Here is a 26387-nt window from a genome sequence, read left to right on the forward strand (position 1 = left end):
AAGATTTATCTGAAGCAGTAGGGATAAGCAGCACAAATCTTTCTATATTGAAAACTGGAAAATCAAAAGGGATACGGTTTGAAACTCTTGATAAAATTTGTGATTTTTTAGAATGCACTCCAGGTGACATCTTGGAGCATAGAAAAGAAGAAAAATAAATAATATATTTTGATCGTTATTTTTATAGCTCTAGTAATATTTAAATAAAATATGCATATAAAAAAGCTTTATAACATCAATGTGATACATGAAGAGGAAATGATTATATATTAGGGGGGACTTTTATGAAATCAAAATCTAAAAAAGTTATAGCTGTAATATTAGGAGTTGTTATTGTTTATTGTGCAACTATGTATGTAACAAGCGATTACGTGGGATTTGGAGAAACTGCTTTAAAAGGCAACGAAGAAAAAGTGAAAAAAGAGGGTGGAACTCGCTGGTATCTTTTTAAAAATTTTAATAAGTAAAAAGATGATACTAAAAAACGTATATCACACTGTAATGTGATTAAATAAATAAAATGAAAAAAATCCACTGGCTATGCTAATGGATTTTTCTATTATTTTCACATTTCTTTTTCTCATAAAGTTTATCGATGATGTTTATGACAAATATACTAAGAACAAAGTTGGTTAAAAGTATAGATCTTATCAGAGTATCTTGCTTAGTATTCAAATATTAATATTTTTATAAAATTATATTTTGAGAATAAACGTATGTAAAACTTGATAGCACTATATTTATGATGTATTCTATATTATAAATAGATATACTAGCATATATAATAAATAGGATGACTTAAACGTGTTATGAAATAGAGATACGTAGATTTGATGTTAGTGTGTAGAATATCCAAAGGAGGTATTATTTATGAAAAGGGAGATAAATGTTTTTGATTATGGAGGAGAAATTATAAAAAATGTGGAAAAAGGTGTTTTACTAACTACTAAAGCTGATGAAAAAGTAAATACGATGACGATTTCATGGGGAACATTAGGTATTGAGTGGGCAAAGCCAATATTCACCGTTTTTGTAAGAGAAAAAAGGTTTACTCATGAACAACTTAATAAAAATGGAGAATTTACTATCAATATTTCGCTTGAAGAATCTAATAATCAAGTACTTAGTTATTGTGGAACTAAGTCCGGAAAAGATATAGATAAAATTAAGGAGCTAGGATTGATACTAGAAGAGCCGGAGTGTATTTCTGTACCGGGTATTAGAGAATTGCCTTTGACTCTAGAATGTAAAGTAATATACAAACAAAAGAAAGATAGTGATGAAATTTCAGAAGAGGACAAGCTGCGATTTTATCCGCAAGATATAGAAAGCTCGGATCCTGGTTCAAATAAAGATTTCCATACAGCATACTATGGAGAGATAGTAAAAGCTTATATTATTGAGTAAATATGGAATACTTTATTGATAAATGTTAAAAGGACAATCTATTGTGATTGCCCTTTTTTGCTTTAAAATTACGATTATCTAAGTTGTTTACGTCAAATATACCTACAAAATATTAACAGAAAATATTTATACTAATTAATGAAAGGTGATTTCCCAGAAACAGAACTTAGTTCGATTTTATAACATATAAACGTATCTAAAGTTCATTTACAATAATATATTTTAGTTCATTAAATATATTTTCGATTAGCTTGTCATTTAGAGGAATTTTGAAGATACCTTTAGAAGTGCCACTTTCTGATAGTGAAAAATACAGAGAGTTATCTATTTTTTGTAGAGGGTAATTAAAACTCATCGCATATTTGTCAAAAGACACTTTAAAGTTAAGAGTACAGCTATAGATTTCATATGTTCTTTTGTATTTACCAGAATTGACACCCTCTATAAATTCATTTAAATGATTGTATAGTTTTTTTGAAGTATTCGTTTTTTCAAGTAATCTATTACCAGAATTGAGTTTAGAGTCATATTTTATTTCACCAAAGACTATATCGCCCTCTTTTATTACATATCTTTTCAGATGGAACCCTTTGTTCTCTTCAAAAGCCTTGTGTGCATCTTTAATGTTATTTACAAAAGAAATATCATCAGATTCTATATATCCATTAACGTTGTTCCCTGAGAATATTTTGCTTGTATCGTATCTATCTTTTCCTGAAATTCTATCCGCTCTAAAAAAATCTTGTAGATAATCACTAACTACACTTTCTCCTCCTACTATTACATTATAAGTAGATAATCTATCTAGCTCTGACTTGATTTTAATATTTTCATTATCATCAATGTTATTTACTAGAACTACAGGCGTATCCTTTGAAGCTACAATGCTAGCATCGGCAAAAGACCTACCAGATACTAGATGTATTTTTTTTGTATTTTTAAGTTTTTCATGATACTTAAGTGTCTCTAGAGAAGTATCATATCTATTTTTACCAGATAGTCGAGTAACCTGATTATCATTGAAATACTTAGAATTTAAAGAATCCTCTCCTCCAATTAAAATTATGCTACTAGCATTTTTGATTTTTTCACTCTGTTCTAATCTTTCCTTTCCAATGCATTCATGTAAATATGGTTTTTCATCGAAAAATAGAATATCGCTATTTAATTTATTAGCTAAAGGCGTTGCAGATAGCATGTCTACAGGCTTGTCTTTAGAAACTACGACTAATGGTGTATTAGAAGTCTTTTCATCAATAGCACGTGCACTGGTTGCAAAAATAGTAGGTAGAACAAAAACACTTGTTAAAAAAATTAAAAAAAACTTATTCATAATAGATACCCCCTATATATAATTAAAAATTCTGAATAATAGATCTATTATTTAACATATCTTAAAGAGAGGTAAAAGTCAATAAATATAATAACTATTCACATAAAATAATTACAATAAATTACATAAAACTATTTTTTTATCTTAATATGATACAATAAAATTGAGAAAATATTTATTATAGGAGGAATTATGAAAAAAATATTATCACTAGGTTTATCAGTTATTATGTTTTTATCAGTTGTAGGTATGACAAAGGCAGATGAAAAATTAAATGTGTCAAGGATTGGCGGGAGAAAATAGATATGAAACTACGGTAGAAGTGGCAAAAGGGTATAAAACTGTATTAAAAGAAGATATAGACACAGTAATAATTGCAAGTGGTGAAGATTATCCAGATTCGCTTGCATCATCACCAATAGCTACAGTGAATAAGGCAGCTATTTTGCTTACTAAATCAGATAAACTAAATAAATATACTAAAGAATATATAGAAAACAACGATATAAAAAACATAATAATAGTTGGTGGAGAAAATTCAGTATCTAAAAATGTAGAAAATGAATTGAGAAATTTAAACTAATAAAAATATACAAAAGCACTTACATCAGTAGGTGCTTTTTAATATGATAAATTGCATAATAGTTGTGTTATATTAAATAAAATAATTCCACCTACTAAGATGGAATTGTTTTTTATTATGATTTGTCAGTTTTTTTACTAAATGCTTTTTTTACTAGGAATTTAGAAAGTTTATACACAAGAAAAACTAACCCAACTAATATAACAGTATTAAATAAAGTAATTAAAAATTCTGGGATCATGATAAAATCTCCTTATAATAATTTATATATATTATAACATAAATAATATAGTGAATAATAAGCAAGTTGATTCTATATCTTACGAAAAAAATAGTGTCAGTTCATACATAAAGAACTATATAACTAATAAAAATATAACGAATATAATAATCGTAGGCGAAGAAAATTCAGTGTCTAAAAATGTAGAAAATGAATTGAGAAATTTGAACTAATAAAAAAGAAATTTAAACTAATAAAAAATATGAAAACACTTACATCAGTGGGTGCTTTTTAATATCATGAAATGAGAAATATCTAATAATTCAACTTATTACAACATATACAAGTGTTGATTTTAAATTTGAGTATGATAGAATGAGATGTACACACGATATTATAAGGAGGATTAGTGAATGACAGCAGTAAAAAAAATTTTCAAGGAATTTTTTATAATTATTTTAATGATTATACTATTTATGATTCCTGATATTGTCAAAATTGTTAAAGCAATTAGTATAGCAGGGATTGAAAGTTTAAAAGACGGAAACATGCCATCTGTTCCATTACAAGGCGCAGATACAATATTCCCTATGATAGCATCAATTTTAGTCATAATTATATTTATTTACTTAGCTAAAAAATTGGGGATACAAAAATTGGATTTTTCATTTATAAACAAAAAAAATCTTATAACTATTTTATTAGGATTTTTGGCTTTACGAGCAATTGCTCATATCGGGACAGCTATTTTAAATCTTCAAGGTATGAATACTAGTGCAAATGACCAGGCTTTAATAAAAGTGTATAAAGGTTACAGCTGGTATCTAGTAATTGTAAGTATGACAATTTTCCCAGCAATTGTGGAAGAGATTCTTTTTAGAGGATACATAGTAGGACGTTTATTTAAGAATAAAAAAATTATAGGTATAATAGTCAGTGCATTATTATTTGGTGCAGTTCATACACCAACAAATATAACAAGCTACGCCATGTATTCTTTAATGGGGGCTGTTATGGGTATTCTTTATTATAAGACAGGTAGGCTAGAAGTTGCAATAGGAGCACATTTTTTAAACAATTTTATAGGAATTATAGGAATGTTTTAGTAATATTATAGATAAAAAAACTGATATATTAACTTATATCAGTTTTTTGCATATCAATATATAAAATAATATAGAGTTATTATATTTTAGTTATGTACTGTTGGAGAATGATAGTACATAATTAAAAAACTAAATCATCTAATTCTTTATTTTCTTTAAAAATTTTTGCGGCAAAGGGACAAAGAGGTTTAATTTTTAGATTATTTTTTCTTGCATATTCAACAGCAGCCATTACTAATTTTTTACCTACTCCTAAACCAGCAAATTCATCTCTGACTCCAGTGTGAGATATTGTAAATTTATCCTTTTCAGTCCAAGAATAAAAAACTTCACCCATTCTATTATCTCCATCCATGGCTATAAATTGCCCTATTTTTTCACCATTTTTATGTATTATTTTCATATTAAATACCTCCTTGTAAATATATTAAAAATCAAAAATTATAAATTTATAAATCAACACACCCATATATTGTTACTTTCATTATACTACACATTATTTAAAAATATTAAAAATAAGTATTTGGACTAATTTAATGTGGAAATATGGTTAATAACGTATAAAAACCATCAAGCTTAGATATATAAATAAATAGATAATAATCACTCATATATTTTTAATAAATTAGAAAATATAAATTATGGGTATATTTGTACAAATAGTTAAATTAAATAATTGTAGGAGGAGAGATTAAAATGAGTAAAAATACAAGTTCCTTAATTTATGTATGGGACCCATATTGTGGATGGTGTTACGGATTTTCTAAAAGTATACAAGCACTTCATGAGAACCATCCAGAATTACCGTTGACTATTTTATCTGGAGGATTGTTTACAGGGGATAGAAAGAAACCAATATCTACAATGTCATATATTGAAGAATCAAATAAAAGAATAACTGATATTACAGGAGCAAAATTCGGTGAAAAATATCAAGATTTAATTGATGAAGGCTCTTTTATTATGGATTCTGATATGGCAGCTAAAGGCTTTTCAACGTTACGTTTTTTTGCACCTGAACGTGCATATTATTTAGCATCAGCTATGTCGCAAGCATTTTATAATGAAGGAAAAAGTCTTAGTGATCCGAATACTTATAGAGAAATAGCCATTGCTAATAATCTTAATCCGGATGATGTAGTTTCGAGATTTGAGAGTGAAATTTCGACAAAAGATGCTAATAGTGATTTTATAAAGACTAGAGAGCTAGGTGTTCATAGTTATCCTACATTGATATTAAAAAAAGATGATAAATTTATTGAACTCGGTGTTGGTGATATGAATCTTGAAAGGCTGGAAAAAAAACTAAAAAGCATATAATCTATAAAGAATAAATTATTACAAATATGTAGATTATAGTATCAATTAAAAAATAAGGCAAAATAAAAAGGAATGAATCTTGTTAACCAGAGATTGCATTCCTTTTTTTATAAATCAACTTCAAAATAATATTTTGACTCAAATTATAGGAAGATAAAACTTTAATAAAAAAGCATTAAGAAAATCTAAAGTGAAGTATAAATACGTATAGATGTTTATTAGAGTAATAAATTAAAATTTTATAAAAAATATTAAGATTTTATAAAATATATGAAATATATATTTATTGCTGGTCAGAAAAGAGTATAATAATAAAAAACACGTATATAGTTTTATATAAAGCAAGTTAAATAATAATAAAGTAATAAGGGAGAAATGAGGAGGATTTATGAAAAGAGGATTTTTAAAAGCGGCAGTGGTAAGTTTAGTATTAGGCACTATGTTTGTGAGTACAGATATAAATGCAGAGTCTTATAATATAAGAATGGATGAAGGAAAAGTATACAATAATGAGAAATTGGTAGTAGATTATACAGGGGAAATATTTAGTCAAAGAATAGAAAATGGAAAAGTATATATAAATGACAAGCTAGTTTATGATGCAGATTCTGATAATATAGGTAGCACTGATTCAAGTAATATATCTAGGATATCTGGTGAAGATAGATATGAAACAAATTTAAAATCAATAAACAACAATTTTAAAAAATCGGATTATGCAGTAGTTGTAAGTGGAGAAGGATATGCCGATGCTCTTTCTGCATCACCTTATGCAAAAAAAATAAATGCACCATTATTTTTTCTAAATAAAAATTCTGTTTCTGATAAAATTATTACTACAATGAAGTCTTTAGGAGTAAAAAACATTGAAATAATTGGTGGTAATAATTCTATATCAAATATTCAAGAAAATATTATAAAGTCAAAGTTAGGTGTTAATATTAATAGAATAACAGGCTCTGATAGGTATGAAACTTCAAAAAATATATATAGTAAAATGGGTGACTCAACTTCAGCAATAGTTGTGAGTGGTCAAGATTTTCCAGATGCATTGTCATCAGTATCTCTAGCAGCGGAGTTAAATGCACCTATAGTTTTAAATAATGAGGAAAATATTAGAAATATAAATTCAAATAATAGTTTAGAGAATGTATATATTGTTGGAGGAGAAAGATCAGTACCTTCTATATCAATAGAGAGTAAAAAAAATAGTGAACGCATAAGTGGAGTAGATAGATATGAAACTTCGATGAAGATATATGAAAAGGTTAGAGGAAATAAAAATATTTTGGTATCAGGAAAAGTATTCCCAGATTCTTTATCAGCTGTAAATTTAATGCAAAACAATGCAGATAAATGGAATCTATTGCTTACAAATAAAGATAGTATTAATAAAAATACTAAAGAACTAGTTGAAAAAAACACAACAATTATATTGGGTGGAACAGAGTCTATTTCTAAGACTCTGTTCAATAAATAAAAAATGTATAAAATAGAAATGAAAAAATAAATTATAAATATATTTAGACACTAAAAAAGAGGTATACATATAAAATGATACCTCTTTTTTAGTATTTTTTAATTAATAGATTAAAAATTTAAAAAGAATGTTGCTAGCCCTAAGAAAATAAGTGCTAAATAAATTAAAATAATTGCTAGATAAATAAATAGAGTTACTAACCCCGCTCTATCCCAAGTTTTTTGTATTTCTAAAAAAGTTTCCAAGTTTCCTTCTTTATAATTGTTCCAAGCCCATTTTCTACCTTTAATTCCGCAAACAAACATCCAAATTAAGTTAAAGACAGGTATTAAAGTCAATAAAGCTAGATAGGCTTTGTTTCCGATTCCCCAGTAAAAACTTAGAGTAAATGCTCCCCAACTCCACTTGTCAAGTTCATTTTCTAGTTCGACAGTATTAACTGAATTATCCATATTAAATCTCCTTTATACTATTATTTATTATATTATAACAGAAATATAATTTTAATATAGAGGTAAAATTAGAATTAATGATATAAAAAATAATATTATTGTTTTACTGTTTTTTGCATGGAAAGTTTCTTCTTAAGTGGATTTGTTATAGTAAAATACTGTAAAACTGAAAATATATTTGAGATGTTCCAATAAAGTGTAAGAGCAGCTGGAAACATTAATCCTGAATATACAGATATTCCTGCAACCATTAGTGACATTATTTTCATAGGTCCTTGTACTTGATCTTTTGGAGTGCTTATTTTTTGCATAAGAAAAGCACTTATCCCAGACAAGATAGCCAACAAATAGTCTGGTGTTGACAGAGAGTTAATCCAAAGGAAATTTTCGATAGAAAGCAAAAAGGTTGCGTTATCCACAAAAACTCCATGAGCAATAGGATCTTTGAACACAATAAAAAGTGCATACATAATGGGCATTTGAATTAGCAGTGGAAGACATCCTGATAGTGGATTTACTTTAGCCTCTTTATAAAGTTTTGAAATTTCATTATTCAGCTTTTCGGGCTTATTTTGAAATTTTTCTTGAATCTCCTTTATTTTTGGACTTAATTCAGACATAACAAAAGTAGATTTAGTTTGCTTTATAGACAATGGTGTAAGCAATATTTTTACTAAAATTGTGAAAATAATTATGGCAAAGCCGTAATTACCAACTATATTTAGAATATGGTACAGTATTGCTCCAAAAAAATTTGCGATAAATTCCATTATTACCTCCTAAATTAATAAAGATCTGAGTCATAATTACAATGGTATTGCTAAATATAGCAAAAAAACATCACAACTTTGTGATTTTAGTAAAGATACTTTATGCATATAAATATATAATACAGACTATTTTGATGATTATTAAATATTATTGAGTATAAATTATACAGCGTATTAAATTATATGAAAAGGTATACTTTTTTATATATAAAGGTATATATTTAATGCTTAGAAGTTATATATCTATATATTAAGTATATTTTTTAAAATATTATCTATATATAAGTTATATAAAAATATTAACAGTGTGAATATTAATAAAAAACATTAAAATATAAAATTTGACGAGAAATAGTTTTTATATTTATAATAAAAAGAGAGTAATATGGTATTTAATATAAAAGTTTATTTTAGGAGGATTTTTTTGAATAAAAAAAATATTAAAAGTGTTATAGAAGAGGCTTTAGGTTTAAAAATAAATGAAGGCGATATACCTTTATAGATCCTTTTATGTTTACAGCTAGAGAATTGCTTAATAATTTAGATGAAATTGTGAGCTATCAAAATATTCATAAGAAAGAATATGAGAAAGTTATAAAAGGATTTAAAAATAGATTAACAAATTTTTCAGACGAATTAGAACAGTTTGACTATAAAATTGAAAAGATTATACATGATTTTAGCAATATAGATAATGCAGAGGAAGGTATTAATTATTTACTAGATATACATAAAGAACATAAAACTTGGAGAAAAAGAATAGTTCAAACCTTAAATATTATTGATAACATCGAATCTACAAGCATTAACACCAATAGAGTAAATGAAATCATTAGTTCAAATGATGCTGTAAGTGAAAGAATATTTAAAGAAATAAATTTTTTTGAAAAGTATCGCATAGAAAATAAAAAAAGCTTTGCTGATTATGTAATCTTATCTTCAAAAGAACATTTGATTAGTTCAGAAAAATTAAATTTTTATGATTTAGCTGTATATAGAGCGATATGTACTTTATTTGAACATGGGCATCAGCTAATGACATACAAAATGATACTTCACTCATTGTCTGGATCTAAAACAAAGACACCTAAGCAAAGTCAATTAAATGATATTGAAAAGTCTGTGGTGAAAATGAAAAATGCAATGATTACTATATACTTAAAAGAAAATTCATATAATAATGAGAATAATATTTTAAGGGAAAAGCTATTATATGTACAGATTGACAGAAATGATTATACTATTAATGGAAATAAATCAACCACTAGAGTAGTTAAGCTGTTAAGAGAACCAATTCTTTTTAGGCTAGCTAAAAAATATTTAAAAGCAGATACTATGAGTATAGATATAATCAAAGTTCCCATTTCATCAACAAAAGCGAATATCGAAATAAAAGAGTATATGATTCGTAAAATGGCGCGACTAATTTCAAATAGTAGAGAAACGGATGATAGTAGGTATAAAAATATATTCTTTGAAAGTATTTATAATGATCTAAAAGCAAATAATGCTTCTAGAAAAAAGAAAGTCCGAGAAGTAATATTAAAAATATTGCATTATTGGATTGAAGTAAAGTATATAAAAAGTTTTTACATAACTAGAAAAAATCATATTTACAATTCTATCAACATAAAATTTTAGTAAAATAAATTAAGTCATAAAAATTTTTTGTATAATTATCTTGGTATCTTTTAAGTAGTTAATAATTCTTCTCTTAAGAAGTTATAGAGGGCTTATAACATGCATATGCTTTAGAGGTTAAAGTTATATGATGACTGTTCATAAAGTTTCTAAAAATATTTGATAAAATCTGTAATATAAATATATTTAAACGTTTATAAAGAGGTATACCTATAAAAAGATACCTCTTTTTGTTGTATTTTTTAGTTAACTAATTTGAATAAAATATTTCATTTAAAAGTGTATTATTAAGTAAACTGCTATTATTAAAATAGTTATGATTTAAAATTTTCAGAATTTACTTGACAATATTATATTTAATCTCTAATATAGTAATAGTAAAATAATTAACAAAGATATGTAAATCTACATACAATTTTAAGTAATTAAGAAAGTGTTATATAAACTTAATAGTCTTATAGAAGTATACTCTTAAACAAAGCTAAAAAAAGATTTATAAGGATATATAAAGTCTAGTGTATTAGATGAAGAATATAATCCGAAAGAAATAGAAGCTATCATTTTAAAATGAATAGAGTGGACTTTGAAAAACGATTTTATAAAATGAATTATCGAACTGCTGAAATTAAATTTAATAGGATGTGATTAAAATAAACAATATTATTCAAACATATGTTAGAAAGCGCTTAGAAGTAAAAAGAGCGTATCCAATTAGTACAATTGTATCGTTAGTTATTACCGGTATCTTTAATATAGTATTTCCGGTGATTATTTATAAATTTGTATTTAATAGCCAAGTTAGTGATTCGTTTTCTACTATTACAAACACATCTAACTATATATCATATATATGTTTGGGTGCTTTATTTAATGTAATATCAATGACTATAATACTAAATATTGGTAAAAGTATGATGTCAGAGATAACGGAAGGAACTATACAAAACATATTTATGAGTCCAACTTCAAGGTTAGGATATTACATTGGTTGCCTTTTTGAGCAACTAGATAAATTGATACTAGAAGCGCTTATAATATTAATAGTGGGATACATGATTGGTGCTAGATTTGCAAATGTAAATTTATTTACAATTTTAATTGTGCTTTTAATTGCTTTGATAGCATTTTTTTCAATGTCAATTCTTATATCAAGTATTCTAATATTTTCAAGGGAGAGTTATTTAGTATTAAACACTATTTTTGTAGCTATGGACTTCCTTTGCGGAGTAATTTTTCCTGTTGAATATTTACACATAAGCTTACAATGGGTATCCAAATTATTTCCTCTTACTAATGTGCTTGGAATATTTAGAGGTGCGCTGATACTTGGAAATGATATTTTTATGTATAAATCAGATATATTATTTGTCGGAATTCAGAGTATTATATATATTTTTATAGGCATAAAGATTTTAAAGAAGATGGAGCCTAAAATAATAGAACAATTACTTTTTTAATATAGATATAATACATTTGAATATAAGACAAGCAACTAGGAGGATACTATGATAGTAAATGATTTAAAAAAAACATATGAAGTCGTTGAAAATAGTGGATTATTTAAAAGAGGAAATAAAAGATATATAGAGGCAGTGAAGGGGATTAACTTACAGGTTGAAAAAGGGCAGATAATAGGTCTATTGGGTCTTAATGGAGCAGGTAAAAGCACAACGATAAAAATGCTAACAACTATTCTTTCACCGAGCAGTGGAAATATAGAAATAGATGGAATTGATATTGTGAAAAATCCAAACTTGGCCAGAGAAAAAATTAATATGATAATAGGTGGAGAGAAAGGTCTTTATTGGAGACTTACAGCACGCGAAAATTTATTTTACTTTGGATCTCTTTATAAAATAGACAAAAAGACGTTGAAAAATAGAATAGATAAAATTATTGATGTTGTAGGATTGGCAGATTTTGAAAATGTTATAATTGAAAAATATTCTAAAGGTATGAAACAAAGAATGCAAATTGCAAGAGGACTTATAAACGATCCGGATTATATATTTTTAGATGAGCCAACATTGGGACTTGATGTTGTAATAGCAAGAGAGCTTAGAAATTACATAAAGAAACTTGCCAAAGACGAAAATAAAGGCGTGCTTCTTACAACTCATCATATTATAGATGTGGAGGAGATGTGTGATTATTTATATATAATTGACAAGGGAGAAATTGTACTCGAAGGTAAGATAGACGATGTAAAAGAAAAATATAAAACATATTTTCAGTATAGTATAAAAGTTTCGTATATAAATTCATCAGTAAAAAAAGAACTAGATAATCTAAATGGAACCAAATTTGATTATTATGAAAACGAAGAAGGGATGCTTATTGATGCATCACTAAAAGAAAATATACTGCCGGAAGTGTTAAATATACTTATTAAAAATAACATAGATATAATAGATACAAAAAGCACAGAGCCAAAATTAGAAGATATATTAATTTCAATATTTTCAAAAGGGGGGAATATTGATGCATAGCTTTAATATATTCGTTGTAGAAGTTAGAAAACTGATAAAAAATAGATACCACAATATCAGTATTTATATAAGTCTTTTCCTCTGGCCTGCTCTTATTCTAGCAAGTACATACTTTACATATTCTTCCTTTGAATTAAAGCATATTTATAGATTTGGTATAAATGGTAAAAAAGAGCTTATGATTTTTTTGTGCATAGGAGCAATGGGACTCAACGTATTTTTTTCAATGATGCAAAGTGCGTTTCATATGAGTGAAGAAAGAAAAAATGGAACACTTGAAATTATATTTTTAAGTCCGTGTAATAAAACACTTCTTATGATAGCTAGGGCTTTTAGTGCTTTAGTTGAAAATATTTGGATAATACTTTTGTGCACGGTATACATTATATATTTAAAAGGAAGCTTCGATACTTTAACTTTTTTCAAATCTATTGGGGCCATTATGATAATATTATTGTCAGCAGGTATTTGGGGAGCATTTATGAATGCTATATTTCTATTTTCTAAGGATGCCTCATTTCTATTTAATTTAATAGATTTACCTATGGATTTATTTGCAGGGGTTAGATTTCCTGTTCAAGCACTGCCTACAGCACTACAAGTTATTTCTGCTATATATCCGTTAAAGTATGCTCTTGATGTGTTTCGAAGCATATTTTTAGGTATTAGTTTTAATATTAAGGAGTTATTATATTTTGTGATTATTCTACTTATGATGTTAGTTTTGACTGTAGTTATAGTTAAGTTTGCTGAACATAATAATAAAAAAGTTGGAAGTTTTAATTTTTATTAGTGAAAATTTTTGTAGTGTTATTTAATTGGTATTGTAAGGGTTGATAAATATCTAAAGATGATAAATTTATATTTACTAGGAAGGATTCTTTTTCATAAAATCCTATAGGATTTTTAACATATAGATGTTTTAGATGTTAATGTGATATAATGACTGTACACAAAGTTCTAAAGATACATGATAAAATCTGTAATATAAAATAAGTGTTATATAAAAGTAAAAATTATTGTAAATTTCAAAAGTACAATTTTTTTGCAATGCAGGTAAAATCATTCAAATTGTAAAAGTAAATTAATATGAAGTTAAATCCTGTATGAAAGGAGATTCTTTTTATGAAAAAGACCAATTTTATAGTAACTTTTTGTTTATTAATTTCATTAATAAGTTTTGTTGGATTTTTAATAAACTTTAGTGAGTTTTGGAGAAATATATCTTTCTTAATAATTCCTTCAGTTGAAGAATATGATTTAAAAACACCGGAAATATATAGAAGTCTTATCACAAATATTCCAATGCTGATATTCACAGGGGTAACATTTTGTATAGGAGTTAAAAAAGGTATAAAGCTATATAAGAGCAGCAACGAATAATCTATGAATAATATGTTTGTGAATCAAGGGAGGATGTGTTTATGAGGAAATTAACGCTATTGACAATATCTGTACTTTTATCTATTACACTAGTGGGATGCAAAAAAGATAATAAGGCAAAAACGGATGATAAAAATACCACTAAAGTGGAAGTAAAAAAAGAATCTGAAGTAAAAGCAGGTTCTCCAGAAGAAACTCTTAAGATAGTTATTTCATCTTTAAAAAAATCTGATGGAAAAACTCTTAATGAATACGTTATTTATCCTGAAGTCAAAGGAAAAAATTATATGATAAGCGGCAATAAGTATTTTGATGATATGGACGATAAAGAAGACAAAAGGCTTGTAGAAGCAATGTTTGAAAAATTATCATACAAGATTTTAAATGTAGAAAGCAAAGGAGATCAAACAGTTATTTCCTGCGAAATATCAAATAAAGATTTTACAAAAATCATAAAAAATTTGTTGGAAAATGCAATTGATGAAAATAGTGATGAAGAAGTCGAGATGCTATCAGCAATAAAAAATACAAAGACGATATCAACAAAAAAAATTGACATAACTCTTAAAAAAATAGATAATAAATGGAAAGTTGTTATCGATGATGAGTTTGGAAAAGGAATTTTAGGAATCTTTGGAGATGAATTGTTAGAAGATTAATTACTATAATATAATATATTTCGCGCAAAAAGCACCTAGATTGTATTTCAGCTAGGTGTTTTTTGTATGGATGAAGTGATAAATTTTATTTGTCGCTGTCAGAATTATTGTTTTCAATACTTTTTTGAGAATCAACATATTTTGCTCCAAACAAAATACCACAAGCAATTTGTATAGCACTAGATTCTGAGAGCATGATGATTTCAATCAAAATATTATTAGAAAATAACTGGAAGAAATTAGACACTATATTATATAGTGTAGGACCAATTAAGGCGGCACTCCAATATAGAAGATATATAAATAATTGAAGTATTAGCAGTGAAAATGCACCTATATGAACTATTTTAGCTGTTTTTTTGTTAGGAATTTGAAGCCCAATAGCTCTTGATAGAAAAAATCCTGCTAAAAAGCATAGAATAATCATGGCAGAAATTGTCGTTATTAGCAAAGCATAAGTGTCATATTCTCTATTTGCATAATCTTTTACGTAAGGGATGATGTATAGATTTGCGATAAATATTAACGGTATCAAAATAATGGATAATATTGTAGGAATAGAATTTTTTTTCATTTTAATCAACCTCCTTGGTTAAAAAACTGAATATTCATACTTTTATTATAGCATAAAAAATATATATATAATTAAAAAGGATAACACAATAAAGTGTTATCCTCAAACGTTCATTATTAGTCTTCTTCTAATTGTGCAATTTCTCCTTTTGTTGATACAATTGGGTTTCCATTTGAATCTAGTAGAGGTGTAAGGCCGCCACCTTGTCCTTGAGCTATATAAAGATAGTTAACTCCTGTGACTTTATCAACCCATATTTCGACTGATTCAAATTTGCCTTGATAATAACTATTTACAAATCTTTTTTCCTTTTTTGCCATATCGCACCTCCATTTAGTGATTTTAGTTTTGTATAATACTAATAATAGCACCAATTTAAAACGTTTGCAATTGAGTTAAATATTTTAGAGGAGTGTTTACGTATAATTAAAAGATTTTATGTTTTTATAAATATTTGACATAAATCATGCATACATAGATAATGTAATTATAATACTAATAAAAAGGAGTGAGAGAATGAAAAAAATATTTAGCATATTGACTTGTTTTGTATTATTAATGACATTGTCAGGGTGTAATGAGGCGAGTGATGTAAAAGTAGAAAATCGTACAGATATAAATTTTATCGAAAGCGTACAAAACGGATTGACTGCAAGATGGACAATATTAGATGGAGAAGAATATAAGAAGGCAGAGCAAAATGACGATGGAGCTAAAATAGCCGAACTATTTGCGGAATCGATAAGAGTTGAACTATCTCAAGTAAAGGAGTATTCAAATGCAAATTTTAAAGATGATAATCTAAAAAAAATAGCTAATGAATATATAGAGTCTCTTGAGCTTCAAAAAAAATCTCTAGCTGAGGAAGATCAATCTAAAGCAGACGAATTATATAATGAAGGAAGCAATAAAAGAGCAAAAGCAATAATAGAATTAGTAGATAAATATAAAATGAATATACCTCAAAACTATTATGATGGATTTAAAAAAGAGGTATCTTAAGCTCGTTTTATTGAATAAAGTTCAGATTTTTTTAAAAGACTCAAAATTATTGAGTCTTTTTTGTTTGTTTTTTTAAATCATGAGGTATAAAGGTAATATACATAAAATTCTAAAAATAAAGAATTGGAATTGAATGAATTTTTAATGAAATATGGTATAATATATTCATAGCGATAGGGCTTTGAATGTTCGTATAAAATTTTTTAGGAGGATGATATTATGAAATTTGAAAGTTTAAAGAAGAATGATCCAGAAATACATGCAATATTAGAAAAGGAATACAATAGACAGCAGAGAAACATTGAGTTAATTGCATCTGAAAATGTTGTTTCACAAGCTGTTATGGAAACAATGGGTAGTTATTTTACTAATAAATATGCAGAAGGATATCCAGGAAAGAGATATTATGGTGGGTGTGAATTTGTAGATGAGATGGAAAATACTGCAATAGAAAGAGTTAAAAAGATTTTTGGAGCAGAACATGCAAATGTTCAGCCTCATTCAGGATCTCAAGCAAATCAAGCCGTATATTTTGCATTTTTAAATTATGGAGATAAAGTATTAGGTATGGATTTATCACAGGGTGGACATCTTACACACGGATCTCCAGTAAATATATCAGGAGTTAATTACAATTTCTTGGCGTATGGAGTAGATAAGGAAACTGAAACAATAGACTATGATAAATTGAGAGAAATTGCTTTAGCTGAAAAACCTAAAATGATAGTAGCAGGTGCAAGTGCTTATTCTAGAGAAATTGATTTTAAAAGAATATCTGAAATTGCAAAAGAAATAGACGCTTATTTTATGGTAGATATGGCTCATATCGCAGGATTGGTAGCAGCTGGGCTTCATAATAATCCTTGTCCTTATGCTGACTTTGTTACTAGTACAACTCATAAGACACTTAGAGGTCCAAGAGGTGGTTTGATTTTATGCAAAAAAGAGCATGCTGCTAAGATTGATAAAGCCATTTTCCCTGGAATACAAGGAGGTCCTTTAGAACATATAATTGCATCAAAAGCAGTTTGTTTTAAGGAAGCTCTACAAGATGACTTTAAAGAATATCAAAAGCAAGTTGTAAAAAATGCAGCTGTTTTGGCAGATGAATTGAAAAAGAGAGGTTTTGACTTAGTTTCAGGTGGAACAGATAACCACTTGATATTAGTGAACCTTGTATCAAAAAATATATCAGGAAAAGACGCAGAAACACTATTAGATGAAGCTTATATAACTGTAAATAAGAACTCTATACCTTTTGACACTGCAAGCTTTGTACAGACAAGCGGAATAAGAATCGGTACTCCAGCTATTACAACAAGAGGTATGAAAGAAGAAGAAATGGTGAAAATTGCAGAGGCAATGGACTTAGTTATAACTGATAAAAATATTGATAAGGCTCGTGAAATTGTGTTAGATTTAACAGAAAGATTTCCACTAGCATATTAATATCCAAATAAGGAGAATTCTATTATTTTGAAATAAATAAATATTTAAATAAAAAATCCTTAAACTGTTTTAACTTGCAGATAATATGTTAAAATTAGATTAAGGGTTTTTTGTTTTGATTGGCATTTAGCAATAGCACTTATATATTAAAATATTCTAAGAGTTGTGTTAGCACAAATAAAGAAAGGTAGTGATCAAATGGTAACTGAATTGTATAAAAATGTGTATAGTTTTCCTGTTGTTCTCCCAGATAGCCCTTTAAAAGCAATAAATATCTATGTTATCAAAGACAAAGAAAAAGCTTTGGTTCTTGATACAGGATATAATATGGAAGAATCAAAAGAATCAATGATTCAAGGCTTGAAAGAGTTAGGCCTTAAAGTAGAAGATACTTCTCTTTTTTTAACTCATCTTCATTCCGATCATACAGGTCTTGCTGCAATGTTTGCAGATGCAGGATGTGATGTATATGCAAGTAAGCTTGATGGAGAGAGTGTAAACAATATGGCTAAGGGGAAATACTGGAATTTAATGGGCGAATTGTTACAGTTATTTGGAATATCTGAAGACGAGATAAACGTTACAGATAATCCAGGATACCTATATAGATTGTCTCACGCTATTGATATAAAATACGTAGAGCCAGGTGATATAATAAAGACTGGTGATTATGAGTTTGAAGTTGCAGATTTAAAAGGTCATACTCCAGGACATATAGGGTTAATTGAAAAAAACCATAAACTACTGTTTTGTGGAGATACAATATTAAATAGAATCACACCGAATATTACTTTTTGGGGATTTGAATATGGAGATATATTAGGTACGTATATTAGTACTTTGCTGAGACTACGTGGAGAAGATATAGAACATTGTTTTTCAACACATAGATCTATGATAACTGATTATAGGAAAAGAATTGATGAATTAGTGGCACATCATATTGATAGATTACAAGAGATATTGGATGCTATGGAAGAAGGCGAAGAGTACGTAATTAGAGAAATTTCACCTAGAATTTCTTGGAGAATTAAGGCTGATTCTTGGGATGATTTCCCTGCTGCCCAGAAGTTTTTTGCATCAGGAGAAACTATGTCACACGTAGAACATTTAGTATTTACTGGAAATGTAAAAAGAGAAAACAGAAATGGAACTCTATATTTCAAAAAGGTAAATCCGAAGTATGAAAAAGAATGGTTTTAATATAAAAAATAGATAAAAGTAATATAAATAAACAGAAGTAAATTTAAATAAAAAATGTATATATAGTATATAAATGCAAATAGAGAGCTGTTAAAATAACAGCTCTCTATTCTTTGATTAAATAATATTGATAAAAGCATCCTAATTATAATAAATAATTTATTAGAATGATGTTAACTTGAATTCGCTAGCTAAAGTTTTTACAGCATCTCCACAGTCAGAAGATTTTACAACTACCGAAATAGTGATTTCTGATGTACCAATCATATCTATATTTACTCCAGCTTTAGCCAAAGCTCCAAACATACGCGCAGCTATATTAGAATGTGTAGTCATTCCAGAACCAACTATGCTGACCTTTGCTAAACTCTCATCTACAAGAACTCTTTCAGCACCGATTTCATCAGATACTTTTTGAAGAATTTTTCTAGCTTCTTCAGCATCTTCCAGTGAGCATGTGAATGCTATATCGTTTTTATTACCAATTTGTGCACTTTGCACTATCATATGTATATTAATATCTGCGTTTGCTAGTTCAGTAAATATTAAAGAAGCAATACCAGGTGTATCAGGTACACCGAATACAACCACCTTAGCTACATTAAAATCATGGGCAATTCCAGTTATTAGACCTTCTCTCTCCACAGAAGATACCTCCTTTACAACAGTTCCTATATTATGGTTAAAACTAGATCTTACGTGTATTGTGACGCCATGTGTTTTTGCTACGGTCACCGAACGAGGGTGTAATACCTTCGCTCCTAAAATTGACAATTCAGCCATTTCATCATAAGATACAATCTTTAATTTTTTTGCGTTTGGTACAATTCTTGGGTCACATGCATAAATTCCATCTACATCTGTAAATATTTCGCACAGGTTTGCTTTAAGTGCAGCAGCTATTGAAACTGCAGATGTATCGGAACCACCTCTACCAAGTGTTGCTATGTCATGATTTTCAGTTTCTCCCTGGAATCCAGCGACTATTATTATATTATCATTTTCTAATTCATTTAGAAGTCTATGAGAAACTATTTTTATAATTTTAGCTTTGTTGTAGCTAGAGTCAGTAATAATTCCGGCTTGAGGTCCGGTCAATGATACTACGTTTTCTCCTAACTTGTGTATTGCCATTGCTAGAAGAGACATAGATATCTGTTCACCAGTGGATAGCAGTCTATCCATTTCACGTTTTGGAGGTGAAGATGTAATTTTTTCTGCCATAGAAATAAGGTAATCTGTAGTTTTTCCCATAGCGGATACTATTGCAACTATTTGATTTCCATCTCTTTTTGCATCGACTATTCTTTTTGCAACTCTCATTATTTTTTCATCATCAGCTAGAGAGCTACCTCCATACTTTTGAACAATTATACTCATTTTTAGTCACCTCTCTCATATATTGGACCATTTACACAAGGCTCTAGAACAGATGCAACACCAGCTATATTTGATTTATTAGCTAGATTTTGCATTGCCTCGCATACCATATTGCTTTCGCTTTCAGAGCAATATGCAATAATAGTAGAACCAGAACCGCTTAGAGAAAATGCAAAAGCTCCGGCATCTAGAGCAGCTTTTTTAAATTCGTCAAATTTCTTAATTAATACCTTTCTATAAGGTTCATGTATTCTATCATCCATAGTAATACCTATTAATTCTTTATCACCAGTCAAAAATCCCATTATCAGAAGACCTAGATGAGAACTGTTGTGAACAGTATCTTCCATTGAAATATATTCAGGTAGTACTTCTCTAGAGTCTTTAGTAGAAACTTCGTACTCAGGTATGAAAACTACACAACGTAAATCCTCAAATGGTTTGATACTTCTATATATAACTTTTCCATCAGATGTTTTTGTAGATAAAATTAATTCTCCCAAAAGTGCTGGAGCAACGTTATCTGGGTGACCTTCTATTTCAGTTGCTAAATTTAATAGTTCTTCTTTTCCAAGAGGATTACCTACTAATTCATTTGCTACGATAAGTCCACCAACTATGGCAGAGGCACTAGATCCAAGCCCTCTTGCCATTGGAATGCCATTGTTTATTTTTAGAGTGTATCCTGTTGGATATTTTCCCACATAATCAAATAATTTATTCATAGAGTTTACAACCAAGTTGTTTTCTACATTCAATTTTTCTTTCTCAATACCTTCAATTTGAATATCTATATTATCGTTTAGTTCGCATTCATAAGTTGAATATTTTGTAAGAGCCATGCCCAATGAGTCAAATCCTGGACCAAGGTTGGCAGTAGTGGCTGGTACTAAAACTTTAAACATATATGACTTCCTACCCTTCTATTATTTTTAGAACATCTTCAAGAGTTCCAGGTATAGTCTTTGGTTTTTTAGATAATTCTAGACAAGTTCCTGGATCTTTTAAACCATTTCCTGTCAGAATAGATACTACGGTAGATCCTTTTTTTATTTCTCCATTTGCTACAGATTTTATAATTCCTGCTAATGATGCTGCAGAAGCTGGTTCTGCAAAAATACCTTCTTGGTTTGATAAAATTTGATATGCTTTTAAAATTTCTTCATCTGTAACAGCTTGTATTGATCCCCCTGATTCATCTCTAGCATTTAATGCTGAGTTCCAAGATGCGGGATTTCCAATTCTTATAGCTGTTGCTATAGTTTCAGGATTTTCAAAAATTTTATTTTCAACAATTGGAGAAGCCCCTTTTGCTTGGTATCCTTTCATTATTGGCAGTTTAGTGATTAAATTATTATCTTTGTATTCTTTAAATCCTTTCCAATAAGCAGTTATATTACCAGCGTTTCCAACAGGGATAGATAGATAATCTGGTGCATCACCAAGAGCATCAGATATTTCAAAAGCACTTGTTTTTTGGCCTTCTATTCTATAAGGATTTAGTGAATTCACTAAAGTAATAGGGTGAGTGCTTGTAATGTCTTTTACTAAATTCAAAGCATCATCAAAATTTCCTTTTATTGCAACTACTTCCGCACCATATTGAAGAGCTTGAGCCATTTTTCCCATTGCAATTTGACCGTCTGGAATAAGAACTATTGTTTTTAATCCATATCTAGCGCCATAAGCTGCGGCAGATGCTGAAGTATTACCAGTACTTGCACACATAATGGTATTTGAACCATCTTCAATGGCTTTGGCGATTGCCATGACCATGCCTCTATCTTTGAATGAACCAGTAGGGTTTAGACCTTCATATTTGAAATATAAATTTATTCCTAGATCTTTACTTAAATTAACACTTTTTATTAAAGGTGTATTTCCCTCGTATAGTGAAACGAGTGGAGTATTTTCATTTATTGGTAAATATTTTTTGTATTCGTTTAATAGTCCTTGCCAAGCCATATTATAAACCTCTTTCTATTCTAATTACTCTTGTAGGTAATGATACATTTGGAAGCATATCGATTTCCTCGACAGCTCTTTCTAAATTAAGTTCTCTACAAGAGTTTGTAATAATAACAAATTCGTCGTATTGTTTGCCATCTATTTCTTTTTGCCACTGGTTTATAGAATATATTGGTATATTATAAAACTCAAGTGACTTAATTATATTTGATACAGAATTATTATCGTGTTCAAATAAAAGTCTCATATAATACGAAAATGAAAGATTTTTTAATGATAAAACTTCCTTATTTTCGTAAAAATCATAAGCTAGTTCAGGTTTGTTTTCAAAGAGAATATTCTTAGATACAGATATAATGTCATTCACTACTGATGATCCTGTAGGAAGAGCTCCAGCTCCTTTTCCATAAAACATTGTCTGCCCAACTTTATCACCAACTACATACACTGCGTTGAATTCGTATAATACGGATGCCAAAGGATGCTCTTTTTCAATTAGAGCAGGGTGCACTCTTACCACAATACCTTCATCAAGGTTTTCGGCAACAGCTAATAATTTAATTTTATATCCTAAGCTATCTGCATATTCAATGTCTTCGAGGGTGATTTTATTTATTCCTGATACGTATACTTGATTTGATGTTACTAGAGAATGAAATCCGATGCTTGCAAGAATGGCACACTTTCTAGCTGCGTCAAGACCTTCAAGGTCTGCAGAAGGGTCTTCTTCTAAAAATCCTAATGCTTTTGCATCTTCGACAATTTCTTCTAGTGATAATTTTTCGACTTCCATTCTAGTTAGAATGTAATTAGTTGAACCGTTGATAATTCCGCCTATTTTATTGATTTTATTTCCAGATAAGGCGAATTGTAATGATCTTAAAATGGGAATACCGCCAGCTACGGCAGCGTCATAAAAGAAATGGCAATTGTTTTCTTTGGCTAAATCAGATAATTCTTTTCCGTAGAGGGAAATCAGATCTTTATTAGCTGAAACTACATGTTTACCTTTCCGAAATGAAGATTCTATTATGGATCTAGCTTCTTCAATTCCTCCCATTACTTCGACTACAATATCTATTTCAGGGTCTTCTATAATGTCGCTTGTTTTATCAGTCAGCATACTTTTATCTATGTCAAAGGAGCGTTTTTTGCCCATATTTTTGACACAAATCTTTTTTATGGTTATAGGACAACCAGCTTGTTTTTCAATTATTTCGGAGTTGGTCATAAGTATCTCTATGGTTCCGGAGCCTACCGTACCAAACCCAAATATTCCTACTTTTAGTTGTTTCACTTGCAAATCCTCCTTTGTCTAGATATAATTTTGACTGAAAAGTTTTAAATTAGTATTATTTTCAGACATTTGAAACTTTATTTAAGGGATATTGTAACATTAAACTGATGAGGTTACAATAGGAAAATTTTAAAAAAAAGTTTTTCTTATAAATTAAACAAAAAAGGATAAGCAAATTTAAATTCTAAGAATTTATTGAAACTTTGTATGCTTAGACCTGATTTTTAATTAAGTCTTCAAGAGATTCTCTTTTTATAGCTAGTTTTGAATCATTATTTTTCACAAAAACAACAGCAGGTTTTCTCATTTGATTGTAGTTAGATGCCATCGAATAGTGATAAGCTCCAGTGCAACCTACGACTGCTATATCATCGATTTTACATTCTGGAAGTTTGACATCATAGGCTATAATGTCACCAGATTCGCAGCATTTTCCAGCAATAGTTACTAATTTATTAGGTGTATCATTCATTCTATTTGCAAGAGATACTTCATATTTTGCACCATAGAGAGCTGTTCGCAAATGATCGCTCATTCCACCATCCACTGATACATAAGTACGAACTTCAGGAATCTCTTTTATAGTTCCAATTTTATAAAGTGTATATCCTGCTTCTCCGACTATCGATCTACCTGGTTCTAGCCACAGCTGAGGGATAGATAGATTTTGATGTTTAGCAGCTTCTTTTAAAGATTTTACAATTTCGTTTACTGCATTTTCTATAGGGTAGGATAGATCTTCTTCAGTGTATCTGATTCCAAAACCTCCCCCTATATTTATTACTTTTACAGTGAATGAAAGTTCTTTTTGAAGTTTTTTCAACCATACAAAAGTCTTTTTTATAGCCTCATTATATCCATCTGTACCAAAAATTTGAGAACCTATGTGGAAGTGAATTCCAATAAGATTTAAATTTGGTGAAGAAAGTATTTCCTTAATTGCATCATATGCTTGTGAGTTATCTATACTTAGCCCAAACTTTGAGTCTGTGTTACCTGTAGTTATAAATTTATGAGTATGAGCCTCAACGCCTGGAGTAATCCTAAGTAGACAGTTTGGAGTTTTGTTCACTTCACCAGCTATTTTATTCAGTCTTTCTATTTCAGAAAAGCTGTCTATTACAAAGCATCCGACATCGCTTAAAAGAGCGTAGTGGATTTCTTCATCAGTTTTATTATTTCCATGAAAGTGAATTTTTTCACTTGGAAAATCGGCAGAAAGAGCGTTAAAAAGTTCTCCACTTGAAACTACATCCAGCCCCATATTTTCTTGCTGCATTATTCTAACGAGTTCTTTGCATATGAATGCTTTGCACGCATATGATACATGGTAATCTAGGCCGGATGAACTCAAAATTTCATGGAATCTTTTGCACTGATTTCTAATAAGTTCTTCGTCATAAACGAAAAGAGGAGTATTGTATTTTTCGACAAGATCTAGCGTGTCGACACCACCGATTTCAAGGTGATTTTTTGTGTTTATTTTTGCTGTTCCGTGTAGTTGCATAATATAATCCTTTCTGTAGTAAGTAATCATTTTATGATTATAGTTCCTTTTATTTTATGAGTAAGTAACTATTTTTATGATTTATGATTATAGTTCGTTTTTATAAGTGATATTTAAGGTATTGTGATTTAGTGCTGATATCTGCTCAGAATTAGCACCGATTCCCTTAAATGTAAATTCGTGAATAGGTATTGAGCTAGAGTACAAATATACAGTATCATCAAGCATTACATTGTTGTCGATTTCAACAACTAAGTGACTCATCATGAAAGATACAATTTTATATCTTTTTTTATTTATTTCTACATCATTTCCAATCGATCTAGATCTTAATATACCGTCTCCATATCCGATATTTATTACGGCCACGCTTACGGAGCTATCTGCAATAAAAGAGGAACAATAGCCTATGGATTCTCCTTTTTCTAGATGTATAATAGATACTACATGAGCGCTTAAAGTAATGCTATGAAGTATGTTTTTCACTGGACAAGAACTATATGGCAAGCAACCGTATAAAATAATTCCGGGCCTAATGTGTGTATCTCCTTCAAATTTGCCATCTCTCATAAAAGATGCGCTGTTTTGAGAATGTATATATTCAAATTGGTGTAAGGTTTTTGATTTTTCTCTAATGCTTATCCAATTATTTTTTTCGATTTCATATGTGTTATTTTTATCAAAAGTATCAGCGTATGAAAAGTGTGTCCAAAGCCCAGAAATATTTATTTTTTTCTGCTTTGCAAATTTCAGTGCTTGACATAATTCTTCTTCGTTTCTACATCCAGATCTACGCATCAAACCAGCCCATTCTAGATGCCATTTTATACTGTGCATATTTTCAAAATGGTTTTTAATAAAATTAAAAGATGGGAGAGTACAACTAATGTCATACTCTCTCAGTGTATCAAATTCAGTTGTAGGATTTAACAACAGAACTTCGACATCTGAATATAATTTTTTAATGGATATACAATCTTGCAATGATGTTGTTGCAAATACTCTTACACCTGCCTTATAAAAGGTATTCACAGCAATGGATAATCCAAAGTTGTAGGCGTTATTTTTTACTACAGCTATTAGGCTGTTATTCGCGTTATCAAGCACATATTTTGTATTTTTATAAACAGATTTTAAGTCGAATTCTAAAGTTGCATTTTCCAT

30 protein-coding genes are annotated in these 26387 nt (G+C 28.8%); 17 read left to right on the forward strand and 13 right to left on the reverse strand.

The features are described from left to right. From C0982_RS08630 to C0982_RS08640, 3 genes are all read left to right on the forward strand, one after another. A partial coding sequence (locus C0982_RS08630) for a helix-turn-helix domain-containing protein (RefSeq protein ID WP_101773825.1) occupies positions 1 to 158 on the forward strand: 158 nt, incomplete at its 5' end. A 126-nt stretch (positions 159 to 284) separates the two neighbouring features. Continuing rightward, positions 285 to 467: a hypothetical protein gene (locus C0982_RS08635; RefSeq protein ID WP_101773826.1), complete on the forward strand. Its 183-nt coding sequence runs from the start codon at positions 285 to 287 to the stop codon at positions 465 to 467. A gap of 403 nt (positions 468 to 870) precedes the next feature. Then, the gene (locus tag C0982_RS08640; RefSeq protein ID WP_101773827.1) at positions 871 to 1407 is read left to right on the forward strand and encodes a flavin reductase family protein; all 537 of its coding nucleotides are present in this window, start codon (positions 871 to 873) and stop codon (positions 1405 to 1407) included. 196 nt (positions 1408 to 1603) lie between these two features. On the opposite strand, the gene C0982_RS08645 is transcribed toward C0982_RS08640, so the two are convergent. After that, entirely contained in the window at positions 1604 to 2740 is a 1137-nt protein-coding gene (locus C0982_RS08645; RefSeq protein ID WP_101773828.1) for a cell wall-binding repeat-containing protein, read from the reverse strand. 274 nt (positions 2741 to 3014) lie between these two features. On the opposite strand from C0982_RS08645, the gene C0982_RS08650 reads away from it, so the two are divergent. Next, positions 3015 to 3323: a cell wall-binding repeat-containing protein gene (locus C0982_RS08650; protein ID WP_101773829.1), complete on the forward strand. Its 309-nt coding sequence runs from the start codon at positions 3015 to 3017 to the stop codon at positions 3321 to 3323. Positions 3324 to 3438: 115 nt separating this feature from the next. Here the strand turns inward: C0982_RS08650 and C0982_RS10815 are convergent, their stop codons facing one another. Beyond that, complete coding sequence (locus C0982_RS10815; protein WP_278336048.1) at positions 3439 to 3564, reverse strand: hypothetical protein; 126 nt, start codon at positions 3562 to 3564, stop codon at positions 3439 to 3441. A gap of 50 nt (positions 3565 to 3614) precedes the next feature. On the opposite strand from C0982_RS10815, the gene C0982_RS10575 reads away from it, so the two are divergent. Together C0982_RS10575 and C0982_RS08655 are read left to right on the forward strand one after the other, a co-directional pair. After that, a complete protein-coding gene (locus tag C0982_RS10575; RefSeq protein WP_180946921.1) occupies positions 3615 to 3776 on the forward strand; it encodes a hypothetical protein in 162 nt (53 codons plus the stop codon). A gap of 180 nt (positions 3777 to 3956) precedes the next feature. Beyond that, complete coding sequence (locus C0982_RS08655) at positions 3957 to 4649, forward strand: CPBP family intramembrane glutamic endopeptidase (RefSeq protein ID WP_101773830.1); 693 nt, start codon at positions 3957 to 3959, stop codon at positions 4647 to 4649. Positions 4650 to 4770: 121 nt separating this feature from the next. Here C0982_RS08655 and C0982_RS08660 read toward each other — a convergent pair whose 3' ends face one another. Further along, positions 4771 to 5052 (reverse strand): GNAT family N-acetyltransferase, encoded by a 282-nt coding sequence (locus tag C0982_RS08660; protein ID WP_101773831.1) that lies wholly within the window; start codon positions 5050 to 5052, stop codon positions 4771 to 4773. A 293-nt stretch (positions 5053 to 5345) separates the two neighbouring features. Between C0982_RS08660 and C0982_RS08665 the strand changes: the two genes are divergently transcribed. Both C0982_RS08665 and C0982_RS08670 read left to right on the forward strand, forming a co-directional pair. Further along, a complete protein-coding gene (locus tag C0982_RS08665) occupies positions 5346 to 5969 on the forward strand; it encodes a DsbA family protein (RefSeq protein WP_101773832.1) in 624 nt (207 codons plus the stop codon). A gap of 388 nt (positions 5970 to 6357) precedes the next feature. Beyond that, positions 6358 to 7449, forward strand: a complete 1092-nt coding sequence (locus C0982_RS08670; protein WP_101773833.1) for a cell wall-binding repeat-containing protein — start codon at positions 6358 to 6360, stop codon at positions 7447 to 7449. Between the two features lie 110 nt (positions 7450 to 7559). Here the strand turns inward: C0982_RS08670 and C0982_RS08675 are convergent, their stop codons facing one another. Continuing rightward, complete coding sequence (locus C0982_RS08675; RefSeq protein WP_101773834.1) at positions 7560 to 7901, reverse strand: ribonuclease G; 342 nt, start codon at positions 7899 to 7901, stop codon at positions 7560 to 7562. 95 nt (positions 7902 to 7996) lie between these two features. Beyond that, the gene (locus C0982_RS08680; RefSeq protein ID WP_101773835.1) at positions 7997 to 8671 is read right to left on the reverse strand and encodes a YidC/Oxa1 family membrane protein insertase; all 675 of its coding nucleotides are present in this window, start codon (positions 8669 to 8671) and stop codon (positions 7997 to 7999) included. Between the two features lie 510 nt (positions 8672 to 9181). On the opposite strand from C0982_RS08680, the gene C0982_RS08685 reads away from it, so the two are divergent. From C0982_RS08685 to C0982_RS08710, 6 genes are all read left to right on the forward strand, one after another. Beyond that, a complete protein-coding gene (locus tag C0982_RS08685; protein WP_101773836.1) occupies positions 9182 to 10312 on the forward strand; it encodes a hypothetical protein in 1131 nt (376 codons plus the stop codon). 641 nt (positions 10313 to 10953) lie between these two features. Continuing rightward, positions 10954 to 11769, forward strand: a complete 816-nt coding sequence (locus tag C0982_RS08690) for an ABC transporter permease (RefSeq protein ID WP_101773837.1) — start codon at positions 10954 to 10956, stop codon at positions 11767 to 11769. Between the two features lie 48 nt (positions 11770 to 11817). Then, on the forward strand, positions 11818 to 12801 hold the full coding sequence (locus tag C0982_RS08695) for an ABC transporter ATP-binding protein (RefSeq protein WP_101773838.1): 984 nt from the start codon (positions 11818 to 11820) through the stop codon (positions 12799 to 12801). Then, positions 12794 to 13594 (forward strand): ABC transporter permease, encoded by an 801-nt coding sequence (locus C0982_RS08700; RefSeq protein ID WP_101773839.1) that lies wholly within the window; start codon positions 12794 to 12796, stop codon positions 13592 to 13594. Before C0982_RS08695 ends, C0982_RS08700 begins: the two co-directional genes overlap by 8 nt. A gap of 332 nt (positions 13595 to 13926) precedes the next feature. Continuing rightward, positions 13927 to 14184: a hypothetical protein gene (locus tag C0982_RS08705; protein WP_101773840.1), complete on the forward strand. Its 258-nt coding sequence runs from the start codon at positions 13927 to 13929 to the stop codon at positions 14182 to 14184. A gap of 41 nt (positions 14185 to 14225) precedes the next feature. Then, entirely contained in the window at positions 14226 to 14843 is a 618-nt protein-coding gene (locus C0982_RS08710) for a hypothetical protein (RefSeq protein WP_101773841.1), read from the forward strand. A gap of 85 nt (positions 14844 to 14928) precedes the next feature. Here C0982_RS08710 and C0982_RS08715 read toward each other — a convergent pair whose 3' ends face one another. Together C0982_RS08715 and C0982_RS08720 are read right to left on the reverse strand one after the other, a co-directional pair. Continuing rightward, on the reverse strand, positions 14929 to 15417 hold the full coding sequence (locus tag C0982_RS08715) for a hypothetical protein (protein ID WP_101773842.1): 489 nt from the start codon (positions 15415 to 15417) through the stop codon (positions 14929 to 14931). Between the two features lie 116 nt (positions 15418 to 15533). Further along, a complete protein-coding gene (locus C0982_RS08720; RefSeq protein ID WP_101773843.1) occupies positions 15534 to 15737 on the reverse strand; it encodes a DUF6440 family protein in 204 nt (67 codons plus the stop codon). Positions 15738 to 15933: 196 nt separating this feature from the next. Here C0982_RS08720 and C0982_RS08725 point away from each other — a divergent pair, with 196 nt between their 5' ends. The 3 genes from C0982_RS08725 to C0982_RS08735 all read left to right on the forward strand — a co-directional run bounded on the left by C0982_RS08725 (position 15934) and on the right by C0982_RS08735 (position 19071). Further along, positions 15934 to 16419, forward strand: coding sequence for a hypothetical protein (locus C0982_RS08725; protein WP_101773844.1), 486 nt, complete (start codon positions 15934 to 15936; stop codon positions 16417 to 16419). A gap of 219 nt (positions 16420 to 16638) precedes the next feature. After that, positions 16639 to 17868 (forward strand): serine hydroxymethyltransferase, encoded by a 1230-nt coding sequence (locus C0982_RS08730; protein ID WP_101773845.1) that lies wholly within the window; start codon positions 16639 to 16641, stop codon positions 17866 to 17868. A 198-nt stretch (positions 17869 to 18066) separates the two neighbouring features. After that, positions 18067 to 19071, forward strand: coding sequence for an MBL fold metallo-hydrolase (locus C0982_RS08735; protein WP_101773846.1), 1005 nt, complete (start codon positions 18067 to 18069; stop codon positions 19069 to 19071). 162 nt (positions 19072 to 19233) lie between these two features. Here C0982_RS08735 and C0982_RS08740 read toward each other — a convergent pair whose 3' ends face one another. The 6 genes from C0982_RS08740 to C0982_RS08765 form a co-directional block, all read right to left on the reverse strand. Beyond that, positions 19234 to 20451 (reverse strand): aspartate kinase, encoded by a 1218-nt coding sequence (locus tag C0982_RS08740; protein WP_101773847.1) that lies wholly within the window; start codon positions 20449 to 20451, stop codon positions 19234 to 19236. 2 nt (positions 20452 to 20453) lie between these two features. Beyond that, positions 20454 to 21356 (reverse strand): homoserine kinase, encoded by a 903-nt coding sequence (thrB, locus tag C0982_RS08745; protein ID WP_101773848.1) that lies wholly within the window; start codon positions 21354 to 21356, stop codon positions 20454 to 20456. Between the two features lie 10 nt (positions 21357 to 21366). Next, the gene (gene thrC / locus C0982_RS08750; protein WP_101773849.1) at positions 21367 to 22416 is read right to left on the reverse strand and encodes a threonine synthase; all 1050 of its coding nucleotides are present in this window, start codon (positions 22414 to 22416) and stop codon (positions 21367 to 21369) included. A 1-nt stretch (position 22417) separates the two neighbouring features. Then, positions 22418 to 23716 carry a homoserine dehydrogenase gene (locus C0982_RS08755; protein ID WP_101773850.1) on the reverse strand — a complete coding sequence of 433 codons (1299 nt, stop codon included), beginning with the start codon at positions 23714 to 23716 and terminating at the stop codon, positions 22418 to 22420. Positions 23717 to 23927: 211 nt separating this feature from the next. Next, positions 23928 to 25253 carry a diaminopimelate decarboxylase gene (gene lysA, locus C0982_RS08760; protein ID WP_242961544.1) on the reverse strand — a complete coding sequence of 442 codons (1326 nt, stop codon included), beginning with the start codon at positions 25251 to 25253 and terminating at the stop codon, positions 23928 to 23930. Between the two features lie 57 nt (positions 25254 to 25310). Continuing rightward, positions 25311 to 26387 (reverse strand): alanine racemase, encoded by a 1077-nt coding sequence (locus C0982_RS08765; RefSeq protein ID WP_101773852.1) that lies wholly within the window; start codon positions 26385 to 26387, stop codon positions 25311 to 25313.

This window comes from Peptostreptococcus faecalis, from assembly GCF_900240845.1.
Classification (GTDB): Bacteria; Bacillota; Clostridia; order Peptostreptococcales; family Peptostreptococcaceae; genus Peptostreptococcus; species Peptostreptococcus faecalis.

What these genes read in the sequence shown, in the direction of transcription:
- C0982_RS08635 (WP_101773826.1), top strand. Translation starts at nt 285, where the DNA reads ATGAAATCAAAATCTAAAAAAGTTATAGCTGTAATATTAGGAGTTGTT.
- C0982_RS08640 (WP_101773827.1), top strand. Translation starts at nt 871, where the DNA reads ATGAAAAGGGAGATAAATGTTTTTGATTATGGAGGAGAAATTATAAAA.
- C0982_RS08645 (WP_101773828.1), bottom strand. Translation starts at nt 2,740, where the DNA reads ATGAATAAGTTTTTTTTAATTTTTTTAACAAGTGTTTTTGTTCTACCT.
- C0982_RS08650 (WP_101773829.1), top strand. Translation starts at nt 3,015, where the DNA reads ATGTGTCAAGGATTGGCGGGAGAAAATAGATATGAAACTACGGTAGAA.
- C0982_RS10815 (WP_278336048.1), bottom strand. Translation starts at nt 3,564, where the DNA reads ATGATCCCAGAATTTTTAATTACTTTATTTAATACTGTTATATTAGTT.
- C0982_RS08655 (WP_101773830.1), top strand. Translation starts at nt 3,957, where the DNA reads ATGACAGCAGTAAAAAAAATTTTCAAGGAATTTTTTATAATTATTTTA.
- C0982_RS08660 (WP_101773831.1), bottom strand. Translation starts at nt 5,052, where the DNA reads ATGAAAATAATACATAAAAATGGTGAAAAAATAGGGCAATTTATAGCC.
- C0982_RS08665 (WP_101773832.1), top strand. Translation starts at nt 5,346, where the DNA reads ATGAGTAAAAATACAAGTTCCTTAATTTATGTATGGGACCCATATTGT.
- C0982_RS08670 (WP_101773833.1), top strand. Translation starts at nt 6,358, where the DNA reads ATGAAAAGAGGATTTTTAAAAGCGGCAGTGGTAAGTTTAGTATTAGGC.
- C0982_RS08675 (WP_101773834.1), bottom strand. Translation starts at nt 7,901, where the DNA reads ATGGATAATTCAGTTAATACTGTCGAACTAGAAAATGAACTTGACAAG.
- C0982_RS08680 (WP_101773835.1), bottom strand. Translation starts at nt 8,671, where the DNA reads ATGGAATTTATCGCAAATTTTTTTGGAGCAATACTGTACCATATTCTA.
- C0982_RS08685 (WP_101773836.1), top strand. Translation starts at nt 9,182, where the DNA reads ATGTTTACAGCTAGAGAATTGCTTAATAATTTAGATGAAATTGTGAGC.
- C0982_RS08695 (WP_101773838.1), top strand. Translation starts at nt 11,818, where the DNA reads ATGATAGTAAATGATTTAAAAAAAACATATGAAGTCGTTGAAAATAGT.
- C0982_RS08700 (WP_101773839.1), top strand. Translation starts at nt 12,794, where the DNA reads ATGCATAGCTTTAATATATTCGTTGTAGAAGTTAGAAAACTGATAAAA.
- C0982_RS08705 (WP_101773840.1), top strand. Translation starts at nt 13,927, where the DNA reads ATGAAAAAGACCAATTTTATAGTAACTTTTTGTTTATTAATTTCATTA.
- C0982_RS08710 (WP_101773841.1), top strand. Translation starts at nt 14,226, where the DNA reads ATGAGGAAATTAACGCTATTGACAATATCTGTACTTTTATCTATTACA.
- C0982_RS08715 (WP_101773842.1), bottom strand. Translation starts at nt 15,417, where the DNA reads ATGAAAAAAAATTCTATTCCTACAATATTATCCATTATTTTGATACCG.
- C0982_RS08720 (WP_101773843.1), bottom strand. Translation starts at nt 15,737, where the DNA reads ATGGCAAAAAAGGAAAAAAGATTTGTAAATAGTTATTATCAAGGCAAA.
- C0982_RS08725 (WP_101773844.1), top strand. Translation starts at nt 15,934, where the DNA reads ATGAAAAAAATATTTAGCATATTGACTTGTTTTGTATTATTAATGACA.
- C0982_RS08730 (WP_101773845.1), top strand. Translation starts at nt 16,639, where the DNA reads ATGAAATTTGAAAGTTTAAAGAAGAATGATCCAGAAATACATGCAATA.
- C0982_RS08735 (WP_101773846.1), top strand. Translation starts at nt 18,067, where the DNA reads ATGGTAACTGAATTGTATAAAAATGTGTATAGTTTTCCTGTTGTTCTC.
- C0982_RS08740 (WP_101773847.1), bottom strand. Translation starts at nt 20,451, where the DNA reads ATGAGTATAATTGTTCAAAAGTATGGAGGTAGCTCTCTAGCTGATGAT.
- thrB (WP_101773848.1), bottom strand. Translation starts at nt 21,356, where the DNA reads ATGTTTAAAGTTTTAGTACCAGCCACTACTGCCAACCTTGGTCCAGGA.
- thrC (WP_101773849.1), bottom strand. Translation starts at nt 22,416, where the DNA reads ATGGCTTGGCAAGGACTATTAAACGAATACAAAAAATATTTACCAATA.
- lysA (WP_242961544.1), bottom strand. Translation starts at nt 25,253, where the DNA reads ATGATTACTTACTACAGAAAGGATTATATTATGCAACTACACGGAACA.
- C0982_RS08765 (WP_101773852.1), bottom strand. Translation starts at nt 26,387, where the DNA reads ATGGAAAATGCAACTTTAGAATTCGACTTAAAATCTGTTTATAAAAAT.